Raw genomic sequence first — 13,308 nt, 5'->3', positions numbered from 1 at the left:
CTCGATGAGCCCTATGCTTGAGAAAATAGACTCTCAATAATCATAGCAGGAATGGAACGGAAATCTTATCGCGGTGATTTAACTGACAAGCAGTGGCAACTTATTGGACCTCATCTACCGCCAGAGAAAGAACGCGGAAGACCAAGAACAACCAATCTACGTGAAGTAGTTAACGCCCTACTGTATCAGTTAAGAACAGGCTGCCAGTGGGATATGATGCCCGAAGGGTTTCCCCCGAAGTCAACGGTAAACGGTTACTTCAATGCATGGAAACGTGATGGCACATTGGATGAAATAAACCGGGTTTTGCGCGAAAGTATCCGCGGGCGTAACCGTATGCCCAGTGCATCAATTATTGATAGCCAAACCAGTAAAACAGCTTCTGTTTCTGAATCTACAGGTTACGATGGAGCGAAGAAAACCAAAGGACGGAAGCGCCATATTGCCGTTGATGTGCTTGGTTTATTACTCGCTGTTATTGTGCACTCAGCAACAATTGATGAACGCAGTGGCGCAAAACTATTGATGCAGCGCGTGAAGCAATGGTTCCCAACTCTATTGAAGGTTTGGGCTGATGGCGGCTACACTGGAAACACGCTACAGAACTGGTTTTTATCCGTATGTCAGTGCATCCTCGAAATTGTTAAACGGCCGCGTAAAAAATTTCAAATTGTGAAATGGAGATGGATTGTTGAGCGCTCTTTTGGATGGCTAAACTGGTACAGAAGACTGAGCAAAGACCACGAATATTATGAAGAGAGCGCTGAAGCATCGATTAAACTTGCCTTTATCAATGTGATGATTCATCGACTTCAGCCCGGGTAGATATTTATAAATAAAGAGAGATTACTGGAGAACATTCAGCCTCCAATGGATAGGTATGTCTCGCTACGAAATTTATCTTCATTTTTTCATGAACTATTCTGAATCGGGTAATTTTAAATCTTGTGCAGATGATGTTGCTGTTCAAATAAAATCCATTCCCGACCCGGATCGGGCTATGCCACCGATTTTTCGGATAGGCTCTCAGGTATCACCCCTTGATTTAGCGCTATATTTGACCTATTAGTTGTTTTTTGTTACAATCAAGACCTATGATAATCAACAACCACTACTTTGAGGTTTATTGAAATGCAACAAAAATTTGACAACAAAGACACCGTGAATATGGATATCGATGAAGACGAAATGGATTATAGTTCTGAAGATGAAGGAACTAGTAATACAGATAGTGATGATGAAGTAACATGGGAACTATTGGAGACTTATAGAAATAAACAAAAAATGTTCATGCCTTACAAAATTGTTGAAAATGATAATGAAGATGAGCTGATAGCAGTTGTGGATGTAAAATTTTATACAGCAGAAGAGCTTCAGAGATGGCATAGTTCTCATGAAATTATTAAGCCAGGAAATAAGGTGGCGCAAGTTAAATATTGGCACAGTTCCAATAGCAATAATGGACTCATCTATTTACATCAACCTAATTCTGCTGTTTTCGAAAATGTACCTTCATTTGCTGATAAAAAATTCTGGATAGAAAGCGCTGTTGCCGGGGGTAGAATGTATCGTTTATTGCTTGGTAAGCCTCAACCAAAGATGCACGCCAGTTTCAATGGAGAAGAGTTTTATCGAGTATCGAAGAACATACCAAATTTTACAATGTGGGAATTTTTTGAAAGAAAATATACAAATAAAAAATTACAAACTGGTTTCATCAAAGGAAAACCAATAGTTGGATTAACCTCTATTTTTCTTATTGCGAATTTTTTAGCAGATATTGATAATAACAGTGAGAATTTTGGCTTGGCAGAATTAGATGATGTTTTGCATGCAGTAAAAATTGATCCCGAATGTTGCTTCAGTACCCCTTTTTACTATAATAATTATAACCGGGTTTTGCAGGGTATAAAAAATTTAAAAAGTAACGTGCCCCATCAATTATTCAATGAGCAGGAATTATTTGAAACATTAGAAATATTAATTTCCACTCCTTTGGAAGACTTTAAAACAATTATTGATAATACCTTTAGTGCTGAATACGCCAAAGAGAAAAATATCTATTTGAATCAACTTCAAATACGTCAGGGTATATTCAAACAAGCAGCCTTATCACTGGAAGGTTTTCAAGAGTTTTATCAAGAAAGACAGCTTTTAAAGACCCAACGTGAAGAAGAACAATATCAACGGTACATACAGTTGGTACAAAATTACGCAGTTGAAGAGCCACAACAGCGAGAAAGGCAAGAGCATCTTGAACACTTGATCATGGATATCGAGGTAGAACCCTCTCTGAGGGCAACAAATCCCTATGGTTTTTATAACCAAAGGCAGAGTCAAGAGCAAGATCCGATGTTTGTTTCATCAGTTAACGGATTCTCAAATTGTTGATAAAGCAAAACAACCAGAATAAAAATAAAGAGCAGGGGGGTTTGTCGCAAAAAATTTCATGCTCTGGTAGATTTGCCAGAGCCTATCCGAAAAATATCATTCTCCCTCATGAGCCCTATACTGAGAAAATGGACTCTCAATAATCATAGCAGAAAGAGATTACTGGAGAACATTCAGCTTCCAATGGATAGGTATGTCTCGCTACGAAATTTATCTTCATTTTTTCATGAACTATTCTGAATCGGGTAATTTTAAATCTTGTGCAGATGATGTTGCTGTTCAAATAAAATCCATTCCCGACCCGGATCGGGCTATGCCACCGATTTTTCGGATAGGCTCTAAACTGGCAATAAATAAATTGACCGAGCGCTGCCGCTTTGAATATTAGTTTAGCCCATATATTTTTATTACTTTTCTAGCATTATTTAGAGAGTTGTGTGTAACAAAAAAATAATTAATTCGGTTGTTTATTGAACAATAATTCTGCATTGACAACATTGTGATTCGTAGCATTAGAATTTGAATAAAAACCATAAAGCGAAAGACCTGCGCTTCCAACTAAAAAACCAGCCCCAAGGCCAAGGAAAATAGGGTTCAATAAAAGTATGCCCGCAATAAGCATCGCTCCGCCTGTGACCGCTGTTATCCCTATAATGCAATTGATATAAAAACTATTATCTATGGATGCATTTTCTTCTATAAGAAATGATGATACAGAATTAGAGTTGAGAGCTTCCGCTCTAGTTATATTTTTATTCTCTATTGGCTGTTTACTCAAGCTGCTGAATTTTTCGATTTGCCGATTGAGATCATAATTCCAAATATGCTCATGGCGAATCATTTCGAATAAGCCTCGGTTAATTTGGGCTTGCAGTTTGTCTAAAGGCGATTGGCTCAAACTGTTGTATTTATCTATCTGTAGATTCAAATCATAATTCCAAATGTGTTCATGGCGAATCATTTCGAATAAACCTCGGTTAATTTGGGCTTGCAGTTTGTCTAAAGGCGATTGACTCAAACTGTTGTATTTATCTATCTGTAGATTCAAATCATAATTCCAAATGTGTTCATGGCGAATCATTTCAAATAGACCATGGTTAATTCCAGACTGTAATTCGTGAAGTATTGGCATTGATTTACCCAAATTTAAATTTGGGTAAATTATACACACTTTGTGTTTTATAATATACTAAAATTTGTATGTGATTTTGTCCTGGTTCGCATTTGTCCCGTTTCTGTAATTCAACCCAACTGCGCCCTGATGCAAAAGCTACAAAGGCTCAAGGTTAAGTTCCTCAATGCATTGTGGTTTCACATTTATTTTGTTCTTTGTTAGAGGGTCGCTCTCCATAATGGTCCTCTGTTTCTGACTCCAAATTATCATCAAATAATGTTAATTGAGAGAAATTAAAGAAGGCGGGCATGCTGCGCTCAATAAAACCATTATTTTTCGTTGTCCGAAATCCTAAATCAAGGGTTAACTGAGTAATGGGATAGTGTCCTGGGGAACGAACAAAACAGTGCAAATCACGAGAGAAATAATAGCTAAAAAAAACAAACAAAAAGGATGTTTTATAATATAATAAATTTATACGTCGCTTCGCTCCGAGTGATTCACATCGTTCGGAATTAGTGATCCACTTCCTTAGGAATTACTGATCCACTTCGTAGGAATAGGCACCTGAATAGCCAAGTCAATATAGCGGTAATTTAGGATAAGCTTCCAGGCCTGTTAGTAAATTTATAAATGAAATGATTAAGAGGAAATTATCAGTAATGAACTTATGTAATGATGTATTGGAAGTAATTGGTAAATTTGGTAATTTTCATGACCTAACTATGCTTAAATGGACCTGTAAATCTTATGTCCATAATGCAAATTTAAATGAATATATCCTAAAAAATCTTGCAACATCTTTTAATTTGCAGTGGAACACTCATGACCTGAAACAATTTATTGCCACTACTTGCAATGAAAATTTTGAGACTTTTTTTTATAATTTATCAGCAGAGATACGTTCTCTTCTCCCATCCTTAAGAAGTGAGCACAATGAGTATAATTATATTAATTTATTCAAAATCACCTCTGGTAAAATAGATAAGAATTATATGATTTTTTTGAATTTTTTGGTCTCTCATGGTCTTTACCGATTACTTTTTTTATGCTGTGAGACAAATAAATCCTTACCCCGCATGGATATCATTTCTAGTGGACTAATATATGAAGTAGTGCAAAATAGTCTCTATTTTGATAAAAAAATAATTATGATCAATTACTTATGCTTGTTGGCTAATGATAAAATTAATTATAGTTATGCTTACAGTGGAGCCATGCGTCTTTCACCTTTAGCTAAGGCATTCACTTTAAATGATTTTATCATGATGAAGCTTCTATTGAACAAAGGAGCCAATGTAAATGAAATGACATTTTTTCCAGAGCAAAAAAAAATAGCTTCAGTAAAAGATATGGTCCTTAATAGAATTTCCACCCTTAATGATCTAATAGAAGGATTAGATAACAAATCCTCTAACGATACTGCGGTACAAATAAAGATACACGAGGCCTATCAAGAGCGTGATACTTTGATAATAACATTCAATTTAAATGAAGAACTCTCGAGTCAATGTTGCTCAATACTCTAAAATACTCCTATTATAGAACAGCGAAAGGCTTGCAAATAGAAATCTAATGCGCCTGATGAGTAGGTTAGAACAAATATTATAATGGGAGATGAAGATTATTCTTGACGTTACCAGAGTAGTACGACGCAGATACAAAGACGAGGTACTCACAGGGATTAATCGAGTAACCATGGCCGATATGTAGCATTATGCGGATGCCTGTGCTTTTATACGTCGGGGTGGTCACAGTTGGGTTTTATCCCCTGATCAATCAAAAAAAATTATTCAACTAGTTGGACGCCCCTGGATCTGTATTAAAATTAATATACCATCTCCTCAGAGGAATTGTAGAAAAAACAATAATTAAAAGCGAGGGGACTACATTTCTATTGAACACCGGCCATGTGGGTTTGGATCAATCTGATTACCAACGTTTGATGCGTAAGAAAAGAGTTAAACCTGTTTTTTTGTACATGATTTGATTCCAATAATGTATCCTGGATATTGTAGTTTCGGAGGAGAGCATCGACACAAGAAAAAGATAAACCATATTTTATCACTTAGGTATGGCATTATTACCAACTCTAAAGCCACATTTCGTGATCTATCTCAGTACGCTTATCAAACCCAGAAAATGCTGCCTCAAACGGAGGTTGCTTTGCTAGGCCTTGGATTTCCAATGAAAACTCCAGGTATATCCCCTTTAAATAACCCTTTCTTTGTGATATTGAGCACCATAGAGCCTCATAGGTAGATCGAGTAGGAGGAGCCTCACAGCTGCTCCGTCCTCTCACACCACCGTACGTGCGATGTCGCATACGGTCGAAGCAACACATGAGCCGCAGAAATTATTCATGCTCTTGGCATGGTTAACTTTTTATTTGATAAATCCCAAAACCCTCACCTTTCATCACAAGATTTATCTTCTTGGTTTGGTCTGTCTCAAAACACCATCAGTGCAAAAAGTAAATCTATACGTGATTTGTTTAAAATAAGACAAACGGATCCCAAGTGGACATTACCTAGCAAAATAGAAGATTACCCTTTTGTTTGGATGATTAGTGTTAATGGATTCATCGTTGATGTGCAAGAGGCTTCTTATGAAATACAAGAGCAAGCTTACTACCAAGGTATTATTCCATATATCCCAAAGGATAAGGTTATTCATAAACCATAAGCATGTTATGGTTCCTGAGTACCTAGACTATACTTAAATAAATCCACTATAGCTTTTTCGAGACTACGAAATGAAAATTGCAATAATTTTGCCTAATGTGGAATATACTAACATTCCTTTGGACACTTATATCAACTTGATAAAGTTGGCATTTCAAATATCATTATTTTGCTTAATGAAGGTGAGTTCCAAAAAGCACATACAACCAAGTTTGCAGTATTTGATCATACGGAGCCCCAAACGATTATAGAGCATTATCAGTCTCAAAGTGACCGACTAAAAATCGAGGTTATAAATAGTGGGAACGCTACTACAGAGCAAGAAAAATTAGATTTTTATGTGAGTCATGCAGAAGGTCAATATAAACTTAATCTCTTTATTTGCAAAGAATCCATACCTGGTGTAAGTGAAGAGTTAAGTGCTAAGCCACCGGTAACAGAAACTACTAAATACTCACTTATTCCTTTTTTTAAAAGCACGGAACGAAAAAAACTGCCTCTATTCCAAAGCCCTTGCTCCTCAGATCAAGCAGTTAAGCTCTTGCAACACGATTTAAACCCCTGTCTTTGTTATAAAATGGCTAATTTTGATGTGTTACATTATCAATGGCTATTTAATATTTTTGTTGAATTAATCAACCTTAAAATAAAATTGCATGAGGGAAACAAGGATGAGTTTTTGCCTCAGTTAAGCAAGTTAATTAAGGATTTCAATAAAAATATAATCGACTTGGAAAAGGCGGGAATTGATTTCGAAAAGACTAATAAAAAAGCATATAAAACACTTGATGAACCCGGTGTAATCAGACGATGGCAGCATGATAAAAATGTGAAAAAGAAGGAGAGCCTCGAGGATAATTTTCCTAAATTAATAGGTAAACTAGTCAAACTCTATGACAAATTAGCATCACAGAAAAATCTTAATCTTTTAAATGAGAAAGATGACAGCGTTAGTGAAGAGGATTTTTCTCAAAAAGATTTTATTGAACATATAGAAGGTAAACCGTTTGGCTAGGAAAATTGGACTTTGTCGCAAAAATCACAACAGGCGTAAGCCAAACTTATTTGGGACGCACTTATGCAGCGAGTCCATAGAACTGTTCAAAAATAGTTTGATTAGCGGATTCTTTGTGTTGCCATTTCCGGAGCATATGGTGGAGTTCAATCCCTGCCAATGTCGCCTCTGCAGAATGAAGCGCTTTAAGTCCTTTCATAGGCTTGGTGAGTTTTTTAACAAATCGATGGTCTTGCTCCACGATATTATTCAGGTATTTGATTTGGCGAACGGTGATTTGTGTAAACATACCGCCCCACATAATCAACAGCGTCAGATGGAGATTGATGGTATCGATACCGGCTTTATTGGCTCCACTTTTATCCATAGTTACTTTATCTGGAATACCGCTTGACCCAATAGCTTTCTCAAAAAGTGCTTGCGCAGCAGGCTCATCCCGTTTTTCTGACAACATGAAATCAACGGTTTGACCTTCTTTATCAACGGCCCGGTACAGATAAACCCATTGGCCTTTTACCTTGATATAGGTCTTATTCATCCTCCAATAAATCCCTACAGAGCGTTTGTGACGCTTGCGAAAAACCTCTTCCAACTGCGCTGCATAGCGGAGAACCCACCTGTCGTCAATGATCTACTTTCAGGCTCCGCTCCAGTGCCAGTTCCTCAACGTCACGATAACTCAATGAGTAGGCCAAGTACCATCTGACCAGCATTAAGATGATGTCACGTTTAAAATGCCGCCACTTGAAACTGAGCATCGTTGATTGTCCACAAGAAAAAAGGAGGATGCTATCTCAGTAGACAACTTTTTGCGACAAAGCCCAAATAAGAGGCAGGCCGCTCTTAAAATGCATCGATTTTCATTAAATTTTTATTTATACTCTGCGCTTTAAAAATATCCCCCTCTTAATGCCATCACTTATGGAAAAATTAGTGATGTATGTTTTAGTTATTGCTTTTATAAGGAATCATTGCGATGAAAGTCCAACTAATTGATTTAACGAATCAAAGTCTTCAGCAAATAAAAAGTTTTTTTGCCAACATCCCTAATACAGAAACTGAGCTGGAAATAAGTGGTGATTTTGATGGTGGTGTGAGTCTATTTTACACACTTTATTCGGATGTTGCGAATGCCCTTTCCTACCTCCCTAAACATATTACAACCGTAAAGTTCAGTGGCGAATATGCCATGCACGATGCCACATTTGAGGAATATTCGGGGCATGACGTTTATACCAAAACCCATTACAAAAATATTCATATTGGAAATGCGTTACCCCTATTCATAGCAGGCCTTCCTGACACGGTATCCAAGGCCTCCTTCGCCTTTAAATGCACTAACATTCCCAAAGGATTGATTGTTTATTCCATTGACGAACTCATCAATACAGTTAGTTCCGTACAAAGCAATATCACCTCTTTGGACTTATCCGGTATGAGTTTCGATGGTGTTACTAAAGATAAGATAATCAGATTATTTAGTAACATAACTCAAACGATAGAAGCCCTTAACCTTAATTGTTCAACGACCCTTTTGATAGACATACTCCAGGTGTTGCCTAGTACGATTATTCGTCTTGGCTTAAGAGGTATTGATTTAGGCGGTCAAAATGAAACCTACTTTATTAATTTTTTAAGCGTGCTCTCTCCCGATTTAGAGGCTTTAGATTTAGGGAACTGTAACTTAAATAAACTAAGTCCCGAGGTATTTCATACGCTAACTTCCAATTTACCGCCAAAATTGATTCAACTCGGTTTAAGTAACAATAATTTATTTGCAATGAAAATTACTCCAAAGAAATTCGCAAATTCTTTGCGCGCCATCACCCCTTCTGTTGTGGAGGTGGATTTAGGCGAGAATTATTTCTTGTCCATTAAGAGTAATCCTTTAGGGATTATTCTTAATGGTTTCCAAAAAACAGTGAAAAGGCTGCGATTAAGCCAAAGTGCCACTCCTCCGGTGCAAGGAGCCTCGCCCATGGATGGCAGGCAGATGGCAATTCAATTGAGTAAAATCCCTCCCCATATTGATACGGTTATTTTTAGTCGAATGAATTTCTTTGATTTATCCGCGAGTGAATTTTCAATAGGATTAAAAGGACTACCACCCACCGTACATACCTTGGATTTTAGCGAGTTAACCTGGAACTCCAGACCCTTCGAGGATTTATCGTGCATTTTTTCAAACGTTCCTCCCGAGATTTTTGCTATCAAATTATGTGGCAACAGGTTGCTAAGTACCAATCCAGAGGCGTTTAAAAAATGGCTTCATGCTTTTGCCCCTCAGATTAGGGAAGTTGATTTTTCCGGTAATGGTTTTGACCGGTTGCTGCCCTCCCAATTTAACCGTTTTTCAACCGGCATCCCCGGTCGTATACTTCGTATTATTCTGGATAAAAATCAATTTGCTTTACAAAATAATGGAGCGTTAGTTGCCTATCCCGCAACAAGACATCATCAAGGTCTGTTTAAACCGCAAGGGGTTATTCTCCATCACAAACAAGTAGCTGATTTTAAGCTGGTGATGATGCAGTTTTTAAAATCGTCTCATTTGTCTTTTAAAACGGTAGCTCTTATTTTTTCTTATGCGCTGGCCTCCACGGAACAAGAAAATAACCAGATGGAGCAGCAATTGGCGCTTGGACTGGTTTCGGAAAAGCGACCTGCACGTGTTACCCAGTTAATGAAGCAAGAATCCATTAATACAGCCCTTGCCCGCATTCATTTAGCATCAATGACCCAAGCATCTAAAACGGATTTAAGCCGCTGTGGATTAAATCGACTTGATAATTTAAAGAGTATTGAGACTCTTTTTTTGAAAATTTCCGATAAAAACACAGAACTGAGTTTAAGAGCCAATGGTTTTGGACAAACGGTAGAGACTCGTGCGTTTATTATTCAAGTGCTAGGGCTAATTCCTAGGAAAATAACCTACCTTGATTTAAGCGATAATGGCTTTGAATATTATAATGCCGAGCAATTAAGTGATTTATTTTCACGCCTACCGCCTACAGTGAAATGGGTTTCTTTAGGCCCGGAAAAGCCTTTAAGTCCAGCGGATCATATCGCCTTAAGGCAATATCCGGAGTCTTATGACGCGTTAATGACTAATTGTACCGATATCATGCAACAGGTTCGCGCTATTTTGGATGATTACACCAAAGGCGATTCTGCGTTCTGGCGAGCAATATTTTTTCATTGGAATCGTCACCATACCGAGGAAGTGGCTCAAATAGTAACCCGTATTGATGAAGGCTTAATCACTAACATCAGCGATGTACTCAGTGAACTCAATCTCATTGATAAAAGCAATGACATTGGTTCTTTAGCAAAACGAATCAGCTTCATGACGAAAACATCCTTGGCACCTAGAGACGATGAGCACTATGAGGGGATGGAAATGACCACGCTGACCTCAAATATTTCTGGATACCTAATGTAAGTGGTTTATTGACGGAGGGGCTGTATGGCCGATTATTACGCACAACTGGGGCTGACCCAGGATGCAAGCGAAGAAGAGATTAAAAAAGCGTACCGTCGTCTGGTTTTGGCGACACATCCGGATAGAGTGCCAGGAAAAGAAGAAGAGTTCCTGCGCATTCAGGAGGCCTACGATACATTAAGTGACCCTGAAAAACGACGCGCCTATAATAGAGGACTGTCTTCTTTGGGCGACAGTCTGGGGCATATAGAGCGTTTGGCACGTCAAGGCTTAAAATTTCATTTGGTTGAGTCTCCGGACTTGTATGACCATTATGCCTATATCAATGCATTATTTAATTGGACGGGTACAAAAGCATTAGTGGCGGGGCAAGACATATCGGAACAACACGATACTTTTTGGGAAATGATCAATTATGTGGATTACCGCCTATGCCGGAGACAAGAACGACTACATGCCATTTATCGTCGTAATCCCTCTGACGAAGTTAAAGCGCAACTTCGCCTTATTGATTCGCATTTAACTAAAATTTGTACGGTTGTTCCCGTTATTTTGGGATGTGATAAACGCAAACGCTTGTACGATTTAGCCATGGGGTTTAATCACTCTGATGAAATGCTGGAAATTGAACGCCTCATTGGCGGAAAAGACGTTTTAATTCAACACATTAACCAACAAAAGACAATTAACAGCGCGGAAGGAATTTTTGCCTTGCGCGACGCCCACTGTTTGACCCCTGCCAATTTTAAGCAATTAACTTTAATTGACTCCGAAAGCAATTTGTTCTCCTTGTCCATGATATTAGATAGGTTATGGGAGGTTAGTTTACTCACTCAGGGCAATTTCGAGCGACTGATGCAGCAACACCAACACGCCTGCGCAATTCATAATGGAGTAGGTCGTTTGCAATTAGTAGGCATTCTCAATCAAAAATATTTTGAAATAGTGGTCCACGCAGGAATAAAGGCCAAATCAGTAGGATCTGCCATTGGAGAATTACACCAGCTTGGCTTATTAAATGATGAAACGCTCCATACTGTAGCGCAAAAAAATCCTGAGCTGGATTTTTGGTCGCCCCTCTGTGATATGGAAAAGTCCGGGGAATTGAATGAAGAAACGTCGCGTTCTTTTTTATGGACTGGCCCTCCTGCGCTTCATTTACTGACCCATCGTCTTGACCAAATGATTGCTCATGGCGTTTATCTCATCAGCCAAGATGTTGGGAAAGGCAAAACCGCTCTTTTGCTGGGATTGGAACTTAAAAAGGATTTAAAAGCATTTTTTGAGCGCCCTCTTGAAGAGCAAAAAGAAAACCTAAGCCTTTTTAAAGAATCCTTTATGCATAAATTACATGCCAAAGATGACGAAATGGCGATTCATCGCGAGCAATGGAAAATCATTGTCGTCAATATTGCTATTGCTTTAACAGGAATAGGCTTAATTGCTTTGGGAATTCAATATGCTTTAAATAAGCGATGCTTTTTTGCACCTACTCAGCGAGAACAATTGATTGAAAATATAGCGCAAACTGAATGGTTGTCACCTGGTTGCTCCTGAAATCCATGGGAGGGATAAAAAAAAGTAACGCGCCTCTTCAAAACGAAATTACTGCTCGCAATCGCTACTTTTTTAGAACTGAATTATTGAATAATAAATGATGCGTTAATTAGAGAGTTCTTATGCTTGAATTTGAAGTTATGCCAACGAGTTATTACACCCTGATAATTGCGACAACTTCTGTGGTTATTTCTAAGCTTGCTTCTAGAAAACAACTAAAAAAATTTAATTAAGTACTGTCTGAATTAAAAACTGAATCGCAAAGGATGACACTTGAGATAAAAAAATGGCATAGACTACAAACCAAGAATAATGTCATCCCTAAGGCACAACATGATTAAAATTGATCACACGTTACTAAGTGAAGAGGCCTTGGAAAATTTAATTATTGATATCATTACTCGCCAAGGTACCGATTATGGGGAATATGAAATCGATATTCAGATGAAGAGAAAGCAACTATTGAACAACCTACGATCTGGAGATGCGGTCATAGTATACTGTTCCAAGGAAGATATTTGCGACATTATTAGACGAGAATATTTTCTTAACCTTAGTAATAGAGTTTTATCAGAAATTTTTAAAAGGTACTCTGATTAGTGACAAGCTTCATTATATGCGCTTGGAGCTGGATTAAACCTCAACATTTTTTAAACACTACCCGGGCCAGATAAAACATCGAGTCTTGATTTATGACTGGACAATCTCGTTGGTATTGGCCAACTCCTGTATACCCACATCCTGAACGCGCGCACCGTACTACCGGAATGCCTAGCCTAACAGCGTTCTCTAGTGCTAATGATATATGTTTTGGTTGATAACCCTTTCCAAATCCTGCACTGATGATGCCGGATATTCCTGAGGCTATTGATGCCTTAATTAATGAGTCATCCATACCTAAATGGCCATAAATGATTGAAATATTAGGTAAGATATTTTTTTCAGGTAAAGACAACTCACTTTGATAGGTATGCCTGTAAATAGGTTTTGACTTCAATATAAATTGACCGCCAATAATGTGTCCAATAACGCCATTACCTTCAGACGAGAAATTATTAGTTAAACCAGGGTTGCTTTTAACAGCATCTCAAGCAGTAACTACATA

The 13,308-nt window shown here is 38.0% G+C and carries 10 protein-coding genes and 1 pseudogene; 8 read left to right on the top strand and 3 right to left on the bottom strand.

What is annotated here, in order from left to right:
* Positions 1 to 51 precede the first annotated feature (51 nt).
* Together LFA_RS02405 and LFA_RS02395 are read left to right on the top strand one after the other, a co-directional pair.
* Positions 52 to 825, top strand: coding sequence for an IS5 family transposase (locus LFA_RS02405; protein WP_045094760.1), 774 nt, complete (start codon positions 52 to 54; stop codon positions 823 to 825).
* Positions 826 to 1,131: 306 nt separating this feature from the next.
* Positions 1,132 to 2,391: a hypothetical protein gene (locus LFA_RS02395; RefSeq protein ID WP_045094758.1), complete on the top strand. Its 1,260-nt coding sequence runs from the start codon at positions 1,132 to 1,134 to the stop codon at positions 2,389 to 2,391.
* A gap of 454 nt (positions 2,392 to 2,845) precedes the next feature.
* Here the strand turns inward: LFA_RS02395 and LFA_RS02385 are convergent, their stop codons facing one another.
* Complete coding sequence (locus tag LFA_RS02385; RefSeq protein WP_045094756.1) at positions 2,846 to 3,523, bottom strand: hypothetical protein; 678 nt, start codon at positions 3,521 to 3,523, stop codon at positions 2,846 to 2,848.
* 644 nt (positions 3,524 to 4,167) lie between these two features.
* Here LFA_RS02385 and LFA_RS02380 point away from each other — a divergent pair.
* From LFA_RS02380 to LFA_RS02370, 3 genes are all read left to right on the top strand, one after another.
* Positions 4,168 to 5,034, top strand: a complete 867-nt coding sequence (locus LFA_RS02380) for a hypothetical protein (protein ID WP_045094755.1) — start codon at positions 4,168 to 4,170, stop codon at positions 5,032 to 5,034.
* Between the two features lie 826 nt (positions 5,035 to 5,860).
* Positions 5,861 to 6,190 (top strand): DUF6398 domain-containing protein, encoded by a 330-nt coding sequence (locus LFA_RS02375; protein ID WP_331709340.1) that lies wholly within the window; start codon positions 5,861 to 5,863, stop codon positions 6,188 to 6,190.
* 168 nt (positions 6,191 to 6,358) lie between these two features.
* A complete protein-coding gene (locus tag LFA_RS02370) occupies positions 6,359 to 7,204 on the top strand; it encodes a hypothetical protein (RefSeq protein ID WP_045094754.1) in 846 nt (281 codons plus the stop codon).
* A gap of 61 nt (positions 7,205 to 7,265) precedes the next feature.
* On the opposite strand, the pseudogene LFA_RS02365 reads toward LFA_RS02370, so the two are convergent.
* A pseudogene (locus LFA_RS02365) lies at positions 7,266 to 7,962 on the bottom strand (IS6 family transposase).
* Between the two features lie 218 nt (positions 7,963 to 8,180).
* Between LFA_RS02365 and LFA_RS20445 the strand changes: the two are divergent.
* The 3 genes from LFA_RS20445 (at position 8,181) to LFA_RS02350 (ending at position 12,803) form a co-directional block, all read left to right on the top strand.
* Positions 8,181 to 10,646, top strand: coding sequence for a DUF5617 domain-containing protein (locus tag LFA_RS20445; protein ID WP_045094753.1), 2,466 nt, complete (start codon positions 8,181 to 8,183; stop codon positions 10,644 to 10,646).
* Positions 10,647 to 10,670: 24 nt separating this feature from the next.
* Positions 10,671 to 12,203, top strand: coding sequence for a J domain-containing protein (locus LFA_RS02355; RefSeq protein ID WP_045094752.1), 1,533 nt, complete (start codon positions 10,671 to 10,673; stop codon positions 12,201 to 12,203).
* A 333-nt stretch (positions 12,204 to 12,536) separates the two neighbouring features.
* Positions 12,537 to 12,803, top strand: a complete 267-nt coding sequence (locus tag LFA_RS02350) for a YheU family protein (protein ID WP_045094751.1) — start codon at positions 12,537 to 12,539, stop codon at positions 12,801 to 12,803.
* A gap of 40 nt (positions 12,804 to 12,843) precedes the next feature.
* On the opposite strand, the gene LFA_RS02345 is transcribed toward LFA_RS02350, so the two are convergent.
* Positions 12,844 to 13,200, bottom strand: a complete 357-nt coding sequence (locus LFA_RS02345) for an L-asparaginase family protein (RefSeq protein WP_045094750.1) — start codon at positions 13,198 to 13,200, stop codon at positions 12,844 to 12,846.
* Positions 13,201 to 13,308 lie beyond the last annotated feature (108 nt).

The organism is Legionella fallonii LLAP-10 (assembly GCF_000953135.1).
Lineage (GTDB): Bacteria > Pseudomonadota > Gammaproteobacteria > Legionellales > Legionellaceae > Legionella > Legionella fallonii.
This window is presented reverse-complemented; position numbering and strand designations above follow the sequence as displayed.

Excerpts from the sequence above, each read along its gene's own strand:
- LFA_RS02405 (WP_045094760.1), top strand. The coding sequence starts at position 52 with ATGGAACGGAAATCTTATCGCGGTGATTTAACTGACAAGCAGTGGCAA.
- LFA_RS02395 (WP_045094758.1), top strand. The coding sequence starts at position 1,132 with ATGCAACAAAAATTTGACAACAAAGACACCGTGAATATGGATATCGAT.
- LFA_RS02385 (WP_045094756.1), bottom strand. The coding sequence starts at position 3,523 with ATGCCAATACTTCACGAATTACAGTCTGGAATTAACCATGGTCTATTT.
- LFA_RS02380 (WP_045094755.1), top strand. The coding sequence starts at position 4,168 with ATGAACTTATGTAATGATGTATTGGAAGTAATTGGTAAATTTGGTAAT.
- LFA_RS20445 (WP_045094753.1), top strand. The coding sequence starts at position 8,181 with ATGAAAGTCCAACTAATTGATTTAACGAATCAAAGTCTTCAGCAAATA.
- LFA_RS02355 (WP_045094752.1), top strand. The coding sequence starts at position 10,671 with ATGGCCGATTATTACGCACAACTGGGGCTGACCCAGGATGCAAGCGAA.
- LFA_RS02350 (WP_045094751.1), top strand. The coding sequence starts at position 12,537 with ATGATTAAAATTGATCACACGTTACTAAGTGAAGAGGCCTTGGAAAAT.